The 20,961-nt window shown below is 40.2% G+C and carries 16 protein-coding genes and 1 pseudogene; 11 read left to right on the top strand and 6 right to left on the bottom strand.

Annotation, left to right across the window (positions count from 1 at the left end; genetic code table 11):
* Positions 1-475: 475 nt before the first annotated feature.
* The 3 genes from metN to AB1A03_RS09030 are packed head-to-tail and all read left to right on the top strand — an operon-like array spanning position 476 to position 3,069.
* Complete coding sequence (gene metN, locus AB1A03_RS09020; protein WP_354624342.1) at positions 476-1,510, top strand: methionine ABC transporter ATP-binding protein MetN; 1,035 nt, start codon at positions 476-478, stop codon at positions 1,508-1,510.
* Positions 1,500-2,186 (top strand): methionine ABC transporter permease, encoded by a 687-nt coding sequence (locus AB1A03_RS09025; protein ID WP_354624344.1) that lies wholly within the window; start codon positions 1,500-1,502, stop codon positions 2,184-2,186. Before metN ends, AB1A03_RS09025 begins: the two co-directional genes overlap by 11 nt.
* A gap of 58 nt (positions 2,187-2,244) precedes the next feature.
* The gene (locus tag AB1A03_RS09030; protein WP_354624345.1) at positions 2,245-3,069 is read left to right on the top strand and encodes a MetQ/NlpA family lipoprotein; all 825 of its coding nucleotides are present in this window, start codon (positions 2,245-2,247) and stop codon (positions 3,067-3,069) included.
* A gap of 266 nt (positions 3,070-3,335) precedes the next feature.
* On the opposite strand, the gene AB1A03_RS09035 is transcribed toward AB1A03_RS09030, so the two are convergent.
* Both AB1A03_RS09035 and AB1A03_RS09040 read right to left on the bottom strand, forming a co-directional pair.
* The gene (locus AB1A03_RS09035; protein ID WP_354624347.1) at positions 3,336-5,849 is read right to left on the bottom strand and encodes an MGH1-like glycoside hydrolase domain-containing protein; all 2,514 of its coding nucleotides are present in this window, start codon (positions 5,847-5,849) and stop codon (positions 3,336-3,338) included.
* Positions 5,850-6,061: 212 nt separating this feature from the next.
* On the bottom strand, positions 6,062-6,640 hold the full coding sequence (locus AB1A03_RS09040; protein ID WP_354624348.1) for a phosphoribosyltransferase: 579 nt from the start codon (positions 6,638-6,640) through the stop codon (positions 6,062-6,064).
* 128 nt (positions 6,641-6,768) lie between these two features.
* Here AB1A03_RS09040 and AB1A03_RS09045 point away from each other — a divergent pair, with 128 nt between their 5' ends.
* Complete coding sequence (locus AB1A03_RS09045) at positions 6,769-7,350, top strand: phosphoribosyltransferase (RefSeq protein WP_354624349.1); 582 nt, start codon at positions 6,769-6,771, stop codon at positions 7,348-7,350.
* Between the two features lie 111 nt (positions 7,351-7,461).
* On the opposite strand, the gene AB1A03_RS09050 is transcribed toward AB1A03_RS09045, so the two are convergent.
* Together AB1A03_RS09050 and AB1A03_RS09055 are read right to left on the bottom strand one after the other, a co-directional pair.
* A complete protein-coding gene (locus AB1A03_RS09050) occupies positions 7,462-8,169 on the bottom strand; it encodes a uracil-xanthine permease family protein (protein ID WP_354624350.1) in 708 nt (235 codons plus the stop codon).
* A gap of 38 nt (positions 8,170-8,207) precedes the next feature.
* Positions 8,208-8,834, bottom strand: coding sequence for a solute carrier family 23 protein (locus tag AB1A03_RS09055; protein WP_354624351.1), 627 nt, complete (start codon positions 8,832-8,834; stop codon positions 8,208-8,210).
* 517 nt (positions 8,835-9,351) lie between these two features.
* Here AB1A03_RS09055 and AB1A03_RS09060 point away from each other — a divergent pair.
* From AB1A03_RS09060 to argA, 7 genes and pseudogenes are all read left to right on the top strand, one after another.
* Entirely contained in the window at positions 9,352-10,614 is a 1,263-nt protein-coding gene (locus AB1A03_RS09060; protein ID WP_354624352.1) for an HD domain-containing phosphohydrolase, read from the top strand.
* A 205-nt stretch (positions 10,615-10,819) separates the two neighbouring features.
* Positions 10,820-11,905 carry an efflux RND transporter periplasmic adaptor subunit gene (locus tag AB1A03_RS09065; RefSeq protein ID WP_354624353.1) on the top strand — a complete coding sequence of 362 codons (1,086 nt, stop codon included), beginning with the start codon at positions 10,820-10,822 and terminating at the stop codon, positions 11,903-11,905.
* 2 nt (positions 11,906-11,907) lie between these two features.
* Positions 11,908-15,025 (top strand): annotated as a pseudogene (locus tag AB1A03_RS09070) (efflux RND transporter permease subunit).
* Positions 15,026-15,580, top strand: a complete 555-nt coding sequence (locus tag AB1A03_RS09075) for a sugar O-acetyltransferase (RefSeq protein WP_354624354.1) — start codon at positions 15,026-15,028, stop codon at positions 15,578-15,580.
* A 113-nt stretch (positions 15,581-15,693) separates the two neighbouring features.
* Entirely contained in the window at positions 15,694-16,320 is a 627-nt protein-coding gene (locus AB1A03_RS09080; RefSeq protein WP_354624355.1) for a trimeric intracellular cation channel family protein, read from the top strand.
* A gap of 88 nt (positions 16,321-16,408) precedes the next feature.
* On the top strand, positions 16,409-18,463 hold the full coding sequence (gene glgX, locus AB1A03_RS09085) for a glycogen debranching protein GlgX (RefSeq protein ID WP_354624356.1): 2,055 nt from the start codon (positions 16,409-16,411) through the stop codon (positions 18,461-18,463).
* A gap of 61 nt (positions 18,464-18,524) precedes the next feature.
* Entirely contained in the window at positions 18,525-19,859 is a 1,335-nt protein-coding gene (gene argA / locus AB1A03_RS09090) for an amino-acid N-acetyltransferase (protein WP_354624357.1), read from the top strand.
* A gap of 66 nt (positions 19,860-19,925) precedes the next feature.
* Here argA and fur read toward each other — a convergent pair whose 3' ends face one another.
* Both fur and fldA read right to left on the bottom strand, forming a co-directional pair.
* The gene (fur, locus tag AB1A03_RS09095) at positions 19,926-20,402 is read right to left on the bottom strand and encodes a ferric iron uptake transcriptional regulator (RefSeq protein WP_354624358.1); all 477 of its coding nucleotides are present in this window, start codon (positions 20,400-20,402) and stop codon (positions 19,926-19,928) included.
* Positions 20,403-20,432: 30 nt separating this feature from the next.
* Positions 20,433-20,960, bottom strand: coding sequence for a flavodoxin FldA (fldA, locus tag AB1A03_RS09100; protein ID WP_354624360.1), 528 nt, complete (start codon positions 20,958-20,960; stop codon positions 20,433-20,435).
* Position 20,961: the final 1 nt, after the last annotated feature.

The following is a 20,961-nucleotide window of genomic DNA, read 5'->3' on the forward strand; positions in this document are numbered from 1 at the left end:
GATAGCCCGGTTAATGTAATGGGGGGATGCTAAGTAGAAAATTGAGTGAAATATAAAAGGTATTTCTCTGCCTTTATGTTATCTCAAAGGGGGGATTTATAGAAGTAAAATAGTGTCCTGAACAGAGATTCCCATCTTACCTCGGTATGCCTTGTCAGTGGCAATCATCCATTTATTTCCCTCACTTAAATTGGTCATATCGTTAAAGGCATGACTACTATTAACCCGCGACTGTTTAATAAATGTGAAGCAAACATCACTGATTGTAATGCTCGATGTTACTGCCCATAAAAAGATCATCAAGTAAAAGGGCGTTGCGTCCATGAAATTATAAAATTTTACTTAGTTGCTAAGCATTGATTGACTTGGACGTCTAGACGTCTTACTATCGGTTTTTATTTATGTACTCATGTCCCGCTTTGCGATGATGACAAACATAACAGTAATCGACTCTTAATTAAATTCAGGACATTTGATGATAGAAATAAAAAGTGTAAATAAAGTTTTTTATCAGGGAGATAAAGCTATCCATGCGCTTAGCGATATTAATCTTAATATCGCTGAAGGTTGTATATATGGCGTTATTGGCTCCTCTGGTGCAGGTAAAAGTACTTTAATTCGTTGTGTGAATTTATTAGAGCGGCCAAGTAGTGGTCAGGTTATCGTCGATGGGATTGATTTAACTGCACTTTCTAATCAGCAATTGACATTAACGCGTCGTAAAATAGGCATGATATTTCAACATTTTAACCTGCTTTCATCATGTACTGTTTTTGATAATATTAGCCTCCCTTTAAAATTGGCGGGGGTAAATAAAAAAACGATAAAGGCTAAGGTCGAGAGCCTGTTGGCGCTGGTGGGGCTGAGTGATAAGCGTGATACCTATCCTGCTAATTTAAGTGGAGGGCAAAAACAACGTGTTGCGATTGCCCGCGCTTTAGCCTCTGATCCTAAAGTATTACTTTGCGATGAGGCAACCAGTGCGCTTGATCCCGCGACGACACAGTCCATATTAGAGCTTCTTAAAAAGATCAATAAAGAATTAAACCTGACTATTTTACTCATCACGCATGAGATGGCCGTGGTCAAAGGAATTTGTAGTGAAGTTGCCATTATTGGCGGTGGCAAATTAGTTGAACAGGGCGCGGTTGGCGATATTTTCGCCCACCCAAAAAGTGCTTTAGCACGTGATTTTATTCGTTCGACATTAGATTTTTCGATACCTATCGATTACAGCGAACGCCTATTAGCAGCTCGTACTGAAAATAGTTACCCATTAGTCCGTTTAGAATTTACAGGCGCTTCCGTTGATGCGCCATTGATCAGCCAAGTTGCGCGACTATTTAATATTGATATTAGTATTCTTAGTTCAAATATGGATTACGTTGGTGGGGTTAAATTTGGTCTTATGTTAGCGGAATTTTTCGGCACAGAAGAAGATGCAGATAAAGCAATCGCTTTTCTTAAAGAGCACAACATAGAAATAGAGGTATTAGGATATGTCGCTTGATTCAATTTTTAGCTGGTGGGCTAACAATGATCGCCTTATCGCACTATTAGTGGACGCGCTAGGGCAAACATTAGCCATGGTGTTTACTTCTGGATTCGTGGGTTTTTTATTTGGTATTCCGCTCGGTATTTTATTACATTTAAGTAAAAAATCAGGCCTATTAGAAAATCATGCGCTTAATAAAATATTGTCAACCGTGGTTAATATGGGGCGTTCTATCCCCTTTATTATTTTGTTGGTCGCTATTATTCCGTTTACTCGTTTTCTGGTTGGTAGCTCAATTGGCACGGCAGCGGCGATTGTCCCTCTCACTATTGCTGCGATTCCATTCATTGCGCGTCTTGTTGAAGGGGCGTTACTTGAGGTGCCGTCGGGGTTGATTGAAGCAGCTCAGGCGATGGGCGCTAAACCTGCGCAGATTATCACTAAAGTACTATTACCAGAGGCGCTTCCCGGTATCATTAATGCAGCGACGATCACCCTCGTTACGTTAGTAGGTTATTCGGCGATGGCGGGAACGGTTGGTGGCGGTGGCCTTGGTGACGTTGGTATTCGTTACGGTTACCAACGCTTTGATGGCTCAGTGATGCTGATAACCGTTGTTATTTTGGTGATTTTGGTACAACTCATTCAATCTGTCGGTGATTATTTAGTTAAGCATGTTGATCATCGCTAAGCGCTTTTATTACAACTAAAACTACAAAAATAGGGTATACCCTAAAAGGAGCAACACTATGAATTTTAATCTTAAAAGCATTTTTACCGTGCTAGGTTTAGCATCGACATTAGCACTTACGGGATGTGGCGAGAAAGAGTCGGCAGAGCCCGTGGTCGATCATTCTAAAATTACGGTGGGGGTTATTGCTGGCTCAGAGGCACAAGTTGCAGAAGTGGCAGCAAAAGTGGCCAAGGAGAAATATGGTTTAGACGTTAAACTAATTATTTTTTCTGATTATATTACGCCCAATGCAGCATTAGATGAAGGTTCAATTGATGTTAATGCATTTCAACATAAACCTTATCTTGATCAGCAAATTAAAGATCGTGGTTACAAATTTGCGGTGGCGGGTAATACCTTCGTTTACCCTATTGCGGGTTATACAAACAAAATCAAATCACTCGATGAATTAATTGAAGGTGACAAAATTGCAGTGCCAAGTGATCCAAGTAATTTAGCGCGTTCTTTGATGTTGCTTGAGCAACAAGGATTGCTTAAATTGAAAGAGGATGCGGATTTAACTGCAACCGTACTTGATATCGTAAGTAGCCCTAAAAATTTGAAAATTATTGAGCTAGAAGCGGCACAACTACCGCGTGCTCTTGATGATGTTAGTATCGCAATTATCAACACAACCTATGCAAGTAGTATTGATCTAAATCCTACTGACGATGGTCTTTTCGTTGAAGATAAAGAGTCTCCTTATGTTAACTTAATTGTGGCACGTGAAGACAATCTAACTGCTGAAAATGTACAAAACTTTGTTAAGGCGTACCAGTCAGAAGAAGTTTATCAAGCGGCACTCGCAACATTCAAAGGTGGTGTTGTTAAAGGTTGGTAGTTTTTTTCGTTTCTTTTAAAGCGACCTAAATACGATGACAATTTAAAAGGCCCAGTGAATTCGCTGGGCTTTTTTGATCTGTTTTATCATCGCTATATAGTGATTATACCAATTCCGATAAATAGCTGATCTATTTTACTGGTTAAAACAACTTACTGCTGCGTTGTAATTTTCGCAAAGGGAATAACCATTTACGTCAAATTACGCCTTGAATTAAGCTGTTTTTCCTGCGCAAAATCTAGATCACATACTTACCGGAATTGGTATTATTTTGCTAACGGTTTCACGGCTTGAATGCGAATTGTTGCGACATCGAATTTATTTACGTGACCATTTTGACCGCCACTCTCTATATAGCTTGTATTACTTGCTAGGTAGCTCATATTGTAGAAGTCCGTTACGGCTAATGAATAGATGCCAATGCTAAGATGAGCGGCCAGCGGGGTTGAGTAAACGAGAGGTTTTTTAGCCTCTTCAATGAGCGCATGAGGCATCTGAATAACGCCCTCTGCAACCACATCACCAAGACTATTTTTAACTTGTAGCCATTTCACCCCATTAGTAATTCCAAGGTTAATCGCATTAAAGTTATTATGGTAGTGCAGCTGAATGGCATAATTACCATCCATTGTTATGGCGATATTATTAACCTCTAGGGTGTCGTTCAATGCCCCCCAATTGTTGAGATATGGTTGGCTGATAAACTCATCGGCAGCTGTAATATTGATGTTTGATATCACGCGCTTATCGCTAACTGAAATATTTTGGGCCGAGGCAAAACAGACGGGGGCACTGTGGTGAGAGTAATTATTGCTTGCGTTATAAACGGCCTCTATAGCGTAACAATTACCTTGATTATTTTCAGAAGTGTTTGTGTCCGTTACAATTCCTTGTTCGACATCAGTTTTTATAAGAACGCCGTTACAATATAGGTTATAGGTAATATCTCCCTTCTGTGTATCACTAAACTCTACGGCAAGTTGACCATTATCTTGACTAAATACGCCTGTTATTAGCGGTTCTTTCGGTGCAAATACGGCAGGGTCGTCGGTACTGAGTGGATCTGCGGTTACCTTGGTTATTGCACTGCTGCCAGCAACGATATCAGCTAAGGTGATGACCAGATTATTCGTTTCAACAAGATCGGCCCAAGCAATAAACTGATCGGTTATATGACCGTTGACAGTAACACCTTGTACTGTGTAATAGCCCGTTTCTTCGGATGTTTGTGGTAACTCTATTTGCAGATTCACGACTTTATTTTGCAGCCTTAACCCTTGTAATTTTATATTGCTAGCATCTGCAAATTGTTGTTGACGTAGCTTAGTCGTAATAAATGGTTTTAAGTTAATGCCTTGATCGCTAGTCGTCACCCCAAATACATTTTCGATTACCATGCCAACATAGGCAGCAACCGACCAAAGTTGACGTTGTGAGTTAATCACAGGGCCAGACAATTCTGGGTGAGTAAAATCTAACAGGTTAGGTTTAAGTGAGAGCCATTCCAGATTTTCCATATTGGAAAGGTTAAGTGCAGCACTGCGCAATAAGGTTTGGTAAGCGGCGTTAGCGACGGCTGTATTACCGATTTGTGCCGCTGCTTTTAAACCGTAAGCGGTAACAAATGGCCAGATAGCACGGTTATGGTAGATAGGCACATCGGGTTGTTGTGGGAATATTACGGGTGCGCCCATGTCGCTATGTGGATAATTCGCTACTATTTTATGCGCACGTGTTGTATCGGCAATACCGGTAATAATTGCGAGTGATTGACCTAACCAATCAAATTTATGGAGCGCCGCTAAATCTTGATGTCCTGCAGTCAGGCTACTATACATCCCCATATCCTCTAGCCAGAAGCGGTGATTGATAGCCATTTTAAGCTGATTTGCCCAGTTTTGATATTTCGAGGCAATATCTGGCTCACCTTGTTCTATGGCTAGTTTGGCGGTTAATGATAGTGCTTGGTAATGTGCGACGTTAGTAGAAAGCGCTTTGGCACTGCCCATACTGGCGATATCTTTTGTTATCCAAATGGGGTAACTTTGTTCACGCCAATCAAGGAATGATTGCTCACCATTATATAAGCCATCAACTTTGTCGTAAGCCGCTTTACGATCGTTTTCAACGGTATTAATTAATGCGTTATAGGCTTTTACTGCAAATGCACTTCGCGTTTCACCAGTTAGGTTTTGTAGTGCTTTTTCGGCTCCAAATGCCCAAGTGACACGGTCGGTACTGATCGGCCAGCTACCGCCTGAACCGGTATCTTGTACAATTTGCAGGCCACTATCATCACCCGCAGCTTGAATTGGTTTACTGACACCATCACGATAACCTGAAAGCTTGAACTCTAGTGAGGTTTTAACACGTTCAGGATCAAGCAGAGCGAGTCCTAAATTTGCTGCGTAAGCCAGATCACGCGTCCAAACATAGTGCCATTTCGCACCTGTTTCAAAACAGTCGCAAGCAATCGCTTGACCGTTGTTATAACTACCATCTTTAATTTCAGAAACACTATTTTGTTCGCTTTCATTAATGGCTAAAGAGAATAGAGCATCAAAGGCAAGGTTGCCGGTACGAATGGTGGGGTGTCCCGCTTTCTCTTGATAGAGCAGATAATCATCACTGGAATCACGTAAACCTTGAGTCGTCGATTGGGCGTAGTGGCGATATTGAGCAGCCTCGTTTTCAGCAGAAAAAGTGGCAAATTCTTCTTTTTTATCATAGGTTGTGAATGTCAATGTGTGTATGTTTTTACGAGATTTATGTGGATTCACTTTCACTCCTTCACTGCCATCAGTTGTAATGCTATGTGTATATTTCTATGTTACCTCAGATGCTTTGTCTGGCGCTAGCTTGATGCCTTATCAAGGTAATAAGTATTATCTTTAAATGTTAATATGAGTCTAGAGGCTCCGTAACTTGTGCTTTTTATTAATACAAAGGCTGCTCTGTACGGCGAAATAGCTTCTCGCCGTACTAATTGTGTTTATGGATTGTTCTCTGGCAAATGAGATTTTATGATTTCATATAAGCGTGGACGGTATTGAGCTATCTCTTCACTAGAAAGTCCTTCAAGAGAGTGTGGGTATTTTAACCATGCCTCGGTCTCATGAATGTAATAGTCTGGTGTAAGCTCTGTTTTATTACGAGCTGGCTTGTAATAGGGGACCGCAACTCTCACCTCTTCAGGCATATTAAGCCGAGTCTTCTTCTGTAACTCATTAATAATTGCTTCAATTGAGCGACCTGTATCGAATACATCATCCACCAGTAAGAGTTTGTCGTGACGTTGGATATTCTTAACCAAATAGTTAAGCCCGTGAACTCTGACTTGTTTTGCTTGTTGATCGATTTCTGCTGCGTAGGAAGAGGTTCTGATAGCAATATGATCTGATTTAATGCCATGTACGCTTAAGAATTCTTGTACGGCGATGCCGATAGGTGCACCACCACGCCAGATGGCTACGATAAAGGTCGGTTTAAAGTTACTATCAAGAACTTTGCGTGCTAATGTATATGAATCTTCTAATAAAGATTGGGCTGTTAAGTACTGTTTCTCTGCCATCTTGATTCCAGTTGAATATGGATAGAAAGCCGCTAAACCTTGAACAAATATCTCGTTTATGTTCTAATTCGCGACTCAAATAACTACAAATATACCACATTAAGTTGGTGATTTATTGGTAAAAGATCGTGAAAAAAATATTTTTAGATGAAGACTCATTAATCGAAGAGTCATTTCAATTAGCAACCCAAATATTGGCAAGCGATTTTAAACCTACTTTTATTGTTGGTCTATGGCGCGGAGGCAGTTCGGTTGGGATTTATGTGCAAGAATGTCTGCAGACGTTAGGGGTTAAAACGGATCACATCTCTATTCGCACTTCATACGGCGGTTTTGACAGTTACCAACAAAAAACAGAGAATGAACAGCCGATTCGCGTTCATGGACTTACTTATTTAATTAAGAACTTAAATGTCGGCGATAAATTGCTTATCGTTGATGATATGTACCGGACTGGAAAAAATTCACAAGCTGTCATTGATGAGCTGCAAAAAAGGCTTAAACGCAATATGCCATCCGATGTTAGGATTGCGACTGTTTGGAAAAAAGCCAGCATAGCGAATAACAAAACCCCTGACTATTTTGTTCATGAAACCGATGACTGGGTTGTTTTTCCCTATGAACTTCAAGGATTATCGCTCAAAGAAATAAAGCAATATAAATCTTTTGCTTATCATTCTATTGATGCGCAATTATTCACTAACAATTAATTGTTTCATATTATATCTATCTTTATTAGCGATAAGTGTTAAAGCAAACTCAAAAGTATTGGGCCACTTCATGATGCCGAAATGAAGTGGCCCTCTTACTTCCTTTTGTCGTTAATCTTGTAAATCTTCTGGTAGTACCAAATTCAATATAATCGCCGTGATCCCGCCAGCTGCCATTCCTGAGGATAGGATGCTTTTTACCCAATCAGGCATAAACTGTAGAATTTCAGGGTGCTGTCCAATACCCAGTCCCATTGAAAATGACAGTGCCATTATCAAAATAGCACGGCGGTTTAATTCGCAACGGGAGATAATACGGATTCCTGAAGCCGCAATTGTACCGAACATGACAATAGTTGCACCGCCTAATACTGGCTCAGGAATCAGCTGCACTAAGTTCGCAACACCTGGAAATAGGCCAAGTAGTACTAGCATACCCGCAACGAAGTAACCGATATAGCGACTAGCTACGCCTGTGAGTTGAATAATACCGTTATTTTGACTGAAGGTTGAATTAGGAAAGCTATTGAGTACTGATGCTAATGCTGAGTTTAGACCGTCAGCGAGTACTCCCCCCTTGATACGTTTTACATAAATTGGGCCTGTTACGGGTTGCTCAGAGGTTTCTGATGTTGCGGTTATGTCACCGATAGCTTCTAGTGAAGTGATGGCGAAAACGATGATCAGTGGGATTAGTAATCCCCAGTCAAATCCTAATCCATATTGCATCGGCATAGGAATCGCAATTAATGCACTTTCTGTTGCTTTTGATGTGTCCAGCATGCCAGTAAACCAAGCTAACAATGTACCGACTGCCATAGCAATAACAATCGATGAAACGCGCAGGTAGGGATTTTTTAGCCGGTTAGAAAAACGATTAAACCTAATACGGTACCCGCTAGCATTAAGTTGTCTAAACTGCCGAAGCTACCATCTCCAATGGCTGCATAACCGCCCCCCATGGAGGTTAAACCAATTTGAATCAAGGTTAGGCCTATTAGAGTTACTACAATACCTGAGACTAATGGGGTAATAATACGGTGAGTATGTTGTAGTATTCGTGAAATAAATACTTCAGTCAAAGAGGCCAGTAGTATTGTACCGAAAATTGCTGCCATCATGGTTGGCACATCAGCTCCGCCTGCTTTTAATGCTAAGCCAGCCCCAATGATAGGACCTAGGAAGTTAAAGCTAGTACCTTGAATCGATAATAAGCCAGAGCCTACTGGACCAAAGGTACGAATTTGGATGAATGAGGCAAGTCCTGAAGCAAATAGTGACATGCTGACAATAGTATTGGTATCGCTAGCTGGTAGGCCTAGTGCTTGACAAATAATCAGTGACGGGGTGATCACCGCAACAAACATTGCCAATAGGTGTTGGGTCGCTGCAAAAAGCGTTTCAGGCAGTGGCGGTCGGTCTTCTAAACGGTAGATTAGATCAGAACGACGTGGTGTTTCAATTTTGCGATGTTGCTGGGTCATGGTTGTTGTTTCCTTGGTTTTTAGCAACCTTATTAATTGTTTGAACTAATCCGCTCGTCAAAATTGAGTTACCGTAGATTGCAATAGACTGGCTATTATCATGCAATCTTCAATTGTTATGAGCATAACTTGATCATTCATTTAAGGCGGCTACGTTGACTTCTTGATCCTTATTAGATGCGCTGAATGGGCATAAATATGTGAAAGCTAGATAGTTCTGTGATTGCTGTTACTCAGATCTAGACCAACACTCGAAGAAGTTTTAGTGGATGAAATTGGGGCGTTATTGTAAATATCTTTCTATAAATAGCAAACAAATGCGTTTTTGCTCCCGATTTTTTTTATTAAGATCAATAAAATGTCATCACAATGCTATGCTTTTTGTTCTAGCAACTACGAATAATGAACTAGTATTCTTCTAATAAAGGATGTGGGATGCAGTGATTGCATGCCGAGTGAACAATCGTTATTGTTGTGCGATTTTTTAATTAAATAGCTGTACCTGAAAGGGATTGTTATGGAACAGAATATTGATTTACGACAAATGATCATGGCCATAGAAACAGCCGTTTCATTAGTCGGTATGAATGATACAAATCACGGCAAACGAGTCGCTTATATTGCAGTTCAATTCGGCAATGAACTCGGTTTTAGTGACCGAGATCTACAATACGTATTTGAGTTAGGGTTACTACATGATTGTGGTGTGTCGACTGCGCAAATGCATTCTAGCTTAGTAAACCATTTTGATTGGCAAGATGCTCATATACATTGCAATATTGGTTATCAGTTACTCCACTCTTTTAAGCCCTTAGCTAAATTCGCTGTGCCAATTCTTCATCATCATACCCTCTGGGCTGATTTATCTAACTTTGATATCAGCATTGATGATGCGCGTATGGCAAATTTAATTTTCATTGCGGATCGAATAGATGTGTTAGCCGCTGCTCACTACGGGACTGATATACTGCTTGCGAAAGCCGAAATTGTACAATCAATTGTCAGCTATTCAGGTCGTTATTTTGATCCCGAACTGGTAAACGCTTTTCAAAAAATAGAGCGTTCAGAGGCATTTTGGATTGCCTTAGAAGATAGGCATATTACCCGTTATACATGGGATATGGGCAGGCTACCTTGTACTCAATCACTGACACTGGAAGAAATTAAGTATCTTGCGTTAATCATGTCATATATTGTGGATCAAAAGAGTCCTTTTACGGCTCAACATTCTGTTAGGGTTGCTGACTTAGCGAAATTTATTGCATCTTCCTATGGTTTATCGTTGCAACAATGTCAAAAGATTGAAATTGCTGGTTTGCTGCATGATTTAGGTAAATTACATATACCCGATAATATTCTTGAGAAACATGGGGCCTTGGATGTGATTGAACGTGCAATCATGAATCAACACAGTTATGAAACCTATGAAATTTTACGTCATATTGAAGGATTAGCCGATATTGCTCAATGGGCAGCGTTTCATCATGAAGGCATTAATGGTGCAGGATATCCATTTCATCCTAAACAGAGTGAAATAAGTGTGGAAGCGAGAATTCTTGCTGTAGCTGATGTATTTCAAGCGCTTGTCCAACAACGCCCCTATAGAAAGGGAATGAAAATGGAAAAGGTGCTTACTATTATTAGTGAGCAGGCAGAGAGCGGAAAATTAGATAAAGAAATCGTTAAGCATGTCATTCAGTTTGCAACCCCTTGTTATGACATTGCCAAAGGCGTCGATCCAATTAATAATCAAACGTGCTTGGAATTGTTTTCAGAGTGATGCTTAGCGACTAGGGGTAGCCCATTGTATTGTCTTAAAGTGCATATCGAAGGTTCTGTCGCCATGAGACCTTAAAAAGGCGGGCGAGGGGACGTGCTTTTCCTCTCTATAACTATACCTTAGTAGCAAAAATCGATTAATTTGGTCGCATATTAACTGTGTTTATATACCATAGCTTTTTCAGCTATTATTTATTGAGGTTTTTATGTTAGCCAAATTATTCTCCTATTTCACCTCACGCCCATATTGGATTGCGCTATTAATTGTTATTGGCTTAGTGTTTTGGATGTTTTCTAAAAAAGAAGTAGATCAGTCGACCATCAATAATGTTGTAAGCGCTTCCGAACAGCAAAAAATTGCAACCGTACAAACAACGCACTTTATTCCGCAAAAAATGACCAAAATATTAACTCTTTATGGTCGCAGTGAAGCCAACACTCGAGCTGTTATTCGTGCTGAAGTAGCTGGGAAAGTGACCGTTATAGCAACGCAAAAAGGGCGCTCAGTGACGTATGGGACAAAGTTGGCGGAGTTAGATAAAAATGAACTGCCTGAACGTCTTGAAGAGGCAAAGGCTTTGCTTAATGAACGTTTATTAAACTACAACGCGGTAAAATCACTTAATGATAAAGGATTGCAGGGGCGAGTGCGTTTAGCTGAAATGAAGAGTTTATTACTCGCGGCACAAACGAACGTTAAATATCTACAATTGCAGTTACTACGAACGGAAGTTAAAGCCCCCTTTGCGGGCATTTTACAGGAACAATATGCTGAAAAAGGGGATTATGTTAAAGTTGGTGATGCAATTTTTAGTTTAGAAAATATCGATCCTATTGTTATTCGCGGCGATGCGACCGAGCATCATATTAATCAATTGAAGTTAGGGGAGGCCATCACTGCCACCTTGCTTTCAGGCGAAAAAATTACTGGTAAGATAACTTACATTGCCTCGCTAGCCAATCCACAAAGTAGTACTTTCCGTATCGAAGCTGAATTTCCTAACCCTAATTTGCAACTATTTTCGGGTATTAGTGCAAAGCTAGCTATTCCTCTTTACCCTATTGACGCCATTTATATTTCTCCTTCAGCATTAGCCATTGATGAAGAAGGGAATTTAGGGGTGAAGGCGGTACGTGATGGTGTAGTGCAATTCAAAGCGATTAAATTGCTCGAAGCTGATAACGAAGGTGCATGGGTATCGGGGGTGGCTGAACCCATTGATATTATTACTTTAGGGCAAGGTTTCGTTAAACCGGGTGATCCTGTGCATGCTGTCCCTGCGGAGAAATAGTCATGAAAACGATCATTGATGGCGCGCTATCACGTAAACGTGCAGTATTAATGTTGTTGGCCTTTTTATTGATTGCTGGATTTGTGGCTTATATGCAGATTCCTAAAGAGTCAGATCCTGATATTCCAATTCCATTTATCTATGTTTCTACTAGCCATGAGGGGATTCTCCTGAAGATGCCGAGCGTTTATTGTTACGTCCATTAGAACAAGAGTTGAGAGGAATTGAAGGCATTAAAGAGATGAAATCGACAGCGAGCTCGGGTCATGCCTCGATTGTAATTGAGTTTTATATTGATATCGATATCAAAGATGCGCTCAATGATGTTCACGAAAAAGTCGATCAGGCAAAGGGTAAATTGCCACAAGAGACCGATGATCCGATCGTTAAACAGGTAACCTTGGCCACGGAAAATCCTGCGCTTACTATCTTATTATCTGGCAATGTCCCAGAACGAGCGCTGGTGACCTTAGCACGTGAAATGCAAGATAAGTTAGAAAGTATTGCCGATATTTTAGAGGTAAACATAGGTGGTGACCGAGAAGATATGGTGGAGATATTAGTTGATCCATTGATGATGGAAAGTTACCAACTCAATATGAATGATATTTATAGTTTAATTTCACGCAATAATCGATTAGTCGCTGCTGGGGTGATGGACAACGGTAAAGGACGTTTTCCGATAAAAGTGCCTGCGGTATTTTCGACCATTAAAGATGTATTAACCATGCCGATTAAAGTATCTGGCGATAAGGTGATTACCTTTGCCGATGTTGCGCAGATCCGTCGTACTTTCAAAGATCCGAGTAGTTTTGTGCGTGTCAATGGTTTGCCGACTATCTCCTTGGAAGTGATCAAACGTCCGGGTAAAAATATTATAGATACCGTTGATAAGGTTAAAAATTTAATCGAGGAAAATAGGGCTTTTTGGCCAAAAAACATTCAAGTGACTTATGCTGGAGATAACTCCAAGAACGTTAAAATCATGCTTAATGATTTACAAAACAACGTTTTTAGTGCCGTATTGTTAGTGATCATTGTCATTATTGCGATACTTGGGGTACGCAGTGCCTTTTTGGTGGGCATTGCTATTCCAGGCTCCTTTTTATCGGGGATTTTAGTCCTCTGGACATCGGGTATTACGGTTAATGTGGTGGTTTTATTTGCATTAATTATGGCTGTTGGCATGTTAGTAGATGGCGCGATTGTGGTAACTGAGTTTGCGGATCGTGAAATGAGTGCTGGTATTAAACGCCATAAAGCTTATCTTCATGCTGCAAAACGGATGGCATGGCCGATCATCGCATCGACAGCAACGACCTTAGCCGCTTTTGCGCCTCTGCTATTTTGGCCCGGTATTACCGGCGAATTTATGAAGTATCTACCCTTAACACTGATTGCGACGTTAACGGCTTCATTGTTGATGGCATTGATTTTTATTCCTGTATTGGGGAGTGTCTTTGGTAAACCGCGTGTACTTTCAGAAAAACAAAAAAACAATGTGATGCTTGCTGAAAGTGGTGATCTACTTGCTCTATCTGGTTTTACTGGTTTGTATGTTAATACGTTGAATCGCGCAGTAAAAAGTCCTTGGTTGGTTTTATTGTTGACGATAATTATTGCGTTTTCTGGTGTGTTTATGTTTGCCAAGTCAAATTTAGGGGTGGAATTTTTCCCCGATGTTGAACCCAATGGCATCAATGTCAAAGTGCGTTCCTATGGTGATTTTTCTGTCTATGAACAGGATCAAATCATGACGGATATTGAATCGAAGGTATTACCCTTAGCCGATGAAATCGATACCCTTTACGTGAAGACTGGGGATGCAAGTGATGAATTAATCGGCACAATGCGTATCAATTTGCAGGAGTGGCAAGAAAGGCGTAGTGCTAATGAGATCATTGCCGATATTCAACAACGTACTGAAAATTTACCAGGGGTAGAAATTGAGTTGAAGAAAGATAAGCGGGGCCTCCGACGGGTAAAGATTTGCAAATTGAAATCAGTTCGCGTTTCCCCCACTTATTGCAAGCCGCCGCGGATACGTTACGCCATAAATTACAAAGTAAAAAGTACTTTATCAATATTGAAGATGATAGTGCTAAACCGGGTGTGGAATGGCAATTTCAGATCAATCGAGCCGATGCTGCTCGCTATGGTGCTGATGCGACTTTGCTCGGTAGTGGCGTGCAGTTGTTAACTAATGGGTTGATGTTAGGTACCTATCGGCCCGATGATGTTGATGATGAGTTAGATATTCGCGTTCGTTATCCAGAGTCTGAACGTAGTTTGAGTAAGTTATCTGAGTTGCGTTTACAAACAGCAGCAGGGCAAGTACCAGTGAGTCACTTTGTTGAATTGATCGCAACGGCAAAACAATCATCTATCAAAAAAGTAGATGGGCGCATTGTGATGACGGTCAGTGCCGATATGGCCGTCGGCACAAATTTAAGTTTAATTTTGCCAGAACTTAAAGAGGAATTTAAAAGTTTAAATCTGGATCCTCGTGTGAGCTTAAAATTGCGTGGTGAAAATGAAGATCAACAGGAAGCTGAGGAATTTCTAAAAAATGCATTTATGGTGGCGTTGGCGGTGATGGCATTAATATTACTGCTGCAATTTAACTCATTTTATCAGGCGTTATTAATTTTAAGTGCAGTAGTATTCTCGACGGCTGGTGTATTTATTGGCCTTTACATAACGCAAAGTGCCTTTGGTATTGTTATGTCTGGGATTGGTGTCATCGCCTTAGCTGGTATTGTTGTTAACAACAATATTGTGCTTATTGACACCTATAATATTTTGAAGCAACAGGGGGTAAACACGCGAGAAGCTATTTTACGCACAGGCGCGCAGCGTATTCGACCCGTTTTACTGACCACGGTGACAACGATTTTAGGATTGCTGCCGATGGTATTAAAACTCAATATCGATTTCTTTGCACAAACGGTTGAATATAATGCGCCGTCAACGCAGTGGTGGGCGCAATTGGCCACGGCAATTGCGGGTGGGTTAACCTTTGCGACCTTATTAACCTTGATATTAACACCTTGCTTACTCATGATCGGTGAAAATGTTAGCCGCTTCATTACTGGTATTGTATCTGTTGGGGAGTCTTAAATGACTGAAAAACAAAAAATGTTAGCCGGGGAGTTTTACGATCCTAGTGAGCCAGAGCTAGTAGATTTAAGGCTTAAAGCGCGTTTATTAACGGAAAAATTGAATCAAACTAGCGTTGCTTACCAAGAAGAAAGAACAAAAATTATAAAGTCACTATTTGGTTCAACGGGGGAAAATATCCATATTGAGTCCTCTTTTAATTGTGATTATGGTGAGAACATTCACGTTGGCGAAAATTTTTATAGCAATTTTGGCTGTGTCATTTTAGATGTCGCAGAAGTGCGCATTGGTGATAACTGTTTTATAGCACCTCAAGTCGGGATATATACGGCCACGCATCCGATTGATCCGAACGAGAGAATTAGCGGTTTAGAGTATGCTAAACCGATATTGATCGGCAATAATTGTTGGATCGGTGGTCACGCAACGATCAATCCGGGCGTTAAGTTAGGGGATAATGTTGTGGTGGCATCTGGTGCCGTTGTGACAAAAAGTTTTGCTAATAATGTGGTTATCGGTGGTAATCCTGCTCGTGTACTAAAGGAAATTCCCTAGCTAATTAATCTACTCGGTTATAAATAGGAAAGATATTCTCCGCTAGTATTTATTGTAAAGACAGCGAATAAGAGTCATGTATAATCGCCATTTTTATTAACTGGGTCGCAATCATGTTACAGAGCTTTATCTATTTTTCAGATCTATTAGGTGTGATTGTCTGTGCTATATCGGGAGTGTTAGTCGCTACTCGTTTGCGTATGGACCCCTTTGGTATTATTGTCCTAGCGGGGGTTACGGGGATTGGTGGTGGCACCTTACGCGATATGATAATGGGCGCTACTCCGGTCTTTTGGATTGTTGATAATACTTACATTTACGCTATTTTATTAACCGCATTTATTTCAGTTTTATGGCTGCACCATATTCATCGTTTACCTAGTTATTTATTGCCAATTCTTGATGCCTTTGGACTGGCTATTTTTACCATCGTTGGTGCGCAAAAGGCCTTAGCATTTGGCTTTAGTGGCCCCGTTGCTATTGTAATGGGGTGCATGACCGGTGTTGTTGGTGGGATGATCCGTGATTTATTAAGTGGGCAGATCCCTTTCGTTTTACAAAAAGAGATATATGCCACGGCCTCTATTCTTGGCGCAATACTCTATGTAATATGCCATTACTTCGGTTTTGAGGCTATTTTTTCTATGTTAATTGCAATGCTTGGCACCCTATCTTTGCGTCTATCTGCCATTTATTGGCACCTTTCATTGCCTGTTTTTACTGATAATAGAGATGTGTAATGTATTACGATAAATGGTTTTTTTACATTCAGCCAGCTAACTCTATACTTATAAATTGATATTATGGTCACAGATTGACGGAGATAAAATGTTTACAACGACAAATGGAAAACCAGACAAACTAGGCGTAACGCTTAGCGGTAAAGGGGCAAATTTTTGTGTCTTCGCACCATCTGCAAAATCTGTTGAATTGCTTTTTTTTAGTGATAAAGATGCCGCTGAGCCTAGCCATACGTTTATACTTTCTGAAACGAAAAATCGAACTGCCTATTATTGGCATATTTTTATTAGCAATGTTAAAGCGGCACAACTCTACGCTTTTCGTGTCAATGGCCCTTATCGCCCCAAGCAAGGTATCTGTTTCTATCCACAAAAAGTGTTATTAGATCCCTACTCATTTTTGATCGCCCGTGGAGATAATTTTTCTCGAGAAGCGGCAATAGGCGATGTTGCTAATACTGATAGTTGTCTTAAAAGCGTTGTTGTGGATATTGATGATTATGATTGGGAAGATGATAAACGTCCTTGTCACCGCTTTGAAAAATCAATTATATATGAGATGCATGTAAAGGGATTTACTCAACATGAAAGCTCTGGGGTTACAGCAAATAAAAGAGGTACCTATGCTGGTCTGATAGAAAAAATACCCTATCTTAAAGAGTTGGGAATTACAGCCGTTGAATTGATGCCCGTTTATCAATTTGATCCCGACGAACATAGCAATGAACTCGCCAACTATTGGGGCTATAGCCCGATTTCATTTTTTTCAGTGCATAGAGAATATAGTTCAGATCAGTCACTACTTGGTCCGATCAATGAATTTAGAGATATGGTGAAGGCGCTACATGCCGCTGACATTGAGGTAATTTTAGATGTGGTATATAACCACACAAGTGAAGGCGATGAAACTGGCCCAATCTATTCATTTCGTGGTTATGATCATAGTGTTTATTACATCCTCAGTGAGGATAAAAAATATTATATGAACTACAGTGGTTGCGGTAACACATTAAACGGAACGCATTCTGTTGTAAGGCGCATGATCATCGACAGCTTACATTTTTGGGTTGAAAAAATGCACGTTGATGGGTTTAGATTTGATCTTGCCTCAATCTTATCGCGAGATGAACTAGGGAAACCAATGATCAGCCCGCCAACATTATGGAGCATTGATACCGACCCTACGTTGTCATCGGTGAAACTAATTGCTGAAGCATGGGATGCCGGTGGTTTGTATCAAGTTGGCAGCCTTGCGGGCAAGCGTTGGCGTGAATGGAATGGGCAATTTCGCGATGATGTTCGCCGCTTTATTAAGGGCGATCAAGGTATGCTCAGTAAATTTGTCTCGCGTTTGATAGGTAGCCCTGATATTTATGGCGACCATGATGTCGAACCTGAAAAATCGGTTAATTTTATCACCTGTCATGATGGTTTTACCCTTTATGATTTAGTCAGTTATAACGAAAAACATAATTTAGCGAATGGTGAAAATAACCGTGACGGTACGGATGCCAATTTTAGTTGGAATCATGGTGTAGAAGGTGACACCGATGACCCGCAAATTTTGCAGTTTCGTTATCAGCAAATGAAAAACTTTCTGACGATTAATATTATGTCATTAGGTACCCCCATGATATTGATGGGCGATGAAGTTGCCCGGACACAAAGAGGCAATAATAATGGCTACTGTCAAGATAATGCCGATTTTTGGTTGGATTGGACTCTACTTGAAAAGAACCCTTCACTGTTTCGTTTTACCAAAGCACTGATTGCCCAACAGATAAATCGAGCAACGGATGGGGTGAATGGTGTTCGTCGAGATTCATTACTTAATATTATCAAGAAAGCAGGTATTCGTTGGCACGGTGTTAAATTGAATCAACCTGATTGGAGTGATAGTTCACATGCGATTGCATTCGAGAGTACAAATACACATTCGCAACGTATTACTTATACCATAGTCAACGCATTCAGTGAGCCATTAAATTTTGAAATACCTAAAACGTCGAATCGAAAATGGTTGCGTGTTGTTGATACCTCATTGACAGATAATAATGATATCTATGTTGAAGGTGATACAAAAACATGGGTTAAAGATGAGTACCGCGCGGCTGCGCATTCTATTGTTATTTTATTTGGTTAAAACGTTACTAATTGCTAATATTCCTCCTTTATATTTATGTGTTGAATAAACAGGGATACAAATGGAAGTTGCACAAAATTCACAAGATTTAGTTAATTGGTTTCGTAGCTCAGCGCCCTATATTAATGCTCACCGCCATAAAACATTTGTATTAATGGTTGGTGGTGAGGCATTAGAAACGGATAATTTTCAGCATATTATTAATGATATCGCACTATTAAGTAGCCTCGGTGTGAAGCTTGTCTTAGTACACGGTGTTCGACCGCAAATTCAAAAGCAACTAGCGATACATGGTCACGAGAGTGAATTTATTAATGATATTCGTATTACTGATGATAAAAGTTTGGCTCTCATTAAACAGGCCGTTGGCGCGGTACAAATTGAACTACAAGCTCGTTTATCGATGGGATTAGCTAATTCTCCCATGCAAGGGGCGAGTATTCGCACCGTTGTTAGTAATGTCGTAATGGCACAGCCTATTGGTGTTAAAGATGGTATTGATTATTGCCATGCTGGTAAAGTACGACGAATTGATGTAGATGGTATCCGAACACACCTCGCGTCAGGTGCGATTCCTATCATTTCGCCTTTAGGATTTTCAGTAACTGGTGAGGTTTTTAATTTACTTGCCGAAGAGGTCGCGACGCAGGTGGCGATTGGATTACAAGCGGATAAATTGATCGGTTTTTGTTCTAATACCGGAGTTTTAGATGAGCAGGGCCAGGTTATCTCCGAATTGTTGCCGGAAATAGCCAACCAGCACATTGATATTATGGAAAATGACTCTGATAATGCATCTGGGACATTAAGGTTTTTACGTGCCGCTGTTGCTGCTTGTAAAGCGGGGGTAACACGTAGCCATTTGATTAGTTACTATCAAGATGGAGCGTTACTAAAAGAACTTTTTACACGAGATGGTGTCGGTTCTCAAATTGTTAAAGAGAGTTATGAACGCATCCGTACTGCAAATATCGATGATATCGGAGGTTTATTAGAACTAATTGAGCCGTTAGAAAAACAAGGGGTATTAGTTAAACGCTCCCGTGAATTGCTGGAAAATGAAATATCTCATTTTCAGATTGTCGAGCGAGATGGCATGGTTATCGGCTGTGCTGCGCTTTATCCTTTTGTGTCAGAAAAAATGGGCGAGTTAGCTTGTTTGGTGAGTCATCCACAATATCGTCGTAGTGCGCGAGCTGATAATTTAATGAATTATGTTGAGAAAAAAGCAAGGGAGTTAGGATTAGAATATATTTTTGTCTTGACCACTCAGAGTATTCATTGGTTTAGAGAGAGGGGCTTCCAGTCTGCAGATATAAGTGATTTACCGGCTGCAAAAAAAGAGATGTATAACCTTAAACGTAACTCTAAGGTGTTGATTAGAAAAATTCGTTGAGGCTTTATGAACGGTTAGTAAATGCTTGAAGATATTGCGCTTACTAACCGATAAATTTATGATCGGTTATTTGTGGTTACAAACGCCATCAATAGGTTCACCGTATAAATAGAGGCTATGGCTTGAAAGCTTTATGCCATGTTGTTGGGCAATTTTATGTTGTAGCTTTTCTATAGAATCATCTGTAAATTCAATTACTTCACCACATTTCAAGCAAATAAGATGATCATGATGGTGTTGGTTGGCTAATTCAAACAGTGATTTTCCACCTTCAAAATGGTGTCGAGTGAGAAGACCTGCTTCATCAAATTGATTTAATACCCGGTAAACTGTTGCAACGCCAACACTACCTGAAACGTTATCATCCTGACCTTCAAGTAACTTTTTATAGAGATCCTCTGCACTGATATGTTGGTTATCTTCTAGTTGCAGTAAACCTAATATTTTTACACGTTGGGCTGTTGCCTTTAATCCGGCATTTTTAATTATTTTTTTTAATGCTTCTTTTTTGATTGCTTCTTTTGCATCATTATTGAAAGGCATAATTATTTCTCAACGTTTGTCTATTTATATTTAATCAGCTAACTCTGCTAAACACATTTCGTTATAAATTTGTTTTGCCCATGTTTGTACACGTGAAGCCGTTAATTCTGGTTGGCGATCTTCATCAATACCTAAACCGATAAAGTGATTATCATCAACCAATGCTTTTGATGCTTCAAAATCGTATCCATCTGTTGGCCAATGACCGACTATAATGGCACCTTTGCTTTCAACAATAGAGCCAAGTTGTCCCATCGCATCAAGGAAATATTCAGCATAGTCTTCTTGATTGCCACAACCAAAAATGGCGACTAATTTATCTGTAAAATCAATATCTTCTAGGTCTGGAAAAAAGTCATCCCAGTCACATTGTGCTTCACCGTAATACCAGGTTGGGATTCCAAATAGTAATAAGCTAAATTCTGCAATATCTTCTTTGCTACTTTTCGCGATATCTTTAACTTCGACTAAGTGCTTCCCTAACTCTTTTTGTAGCATATTCGCAACTGCTTCTGTATTGCCTGTATCACTACCAAAAAAAATACCTACGCTTGACATA

The sequence above is a fragment of the Psychromonas sp. MME2 genome (assembly GCF_040566515.1).
GTDB lineage: Bacteria > Pseudomonadota > Gammaproteobacteria > Enterobacterales > Psychromonadaceae > Psychromonas.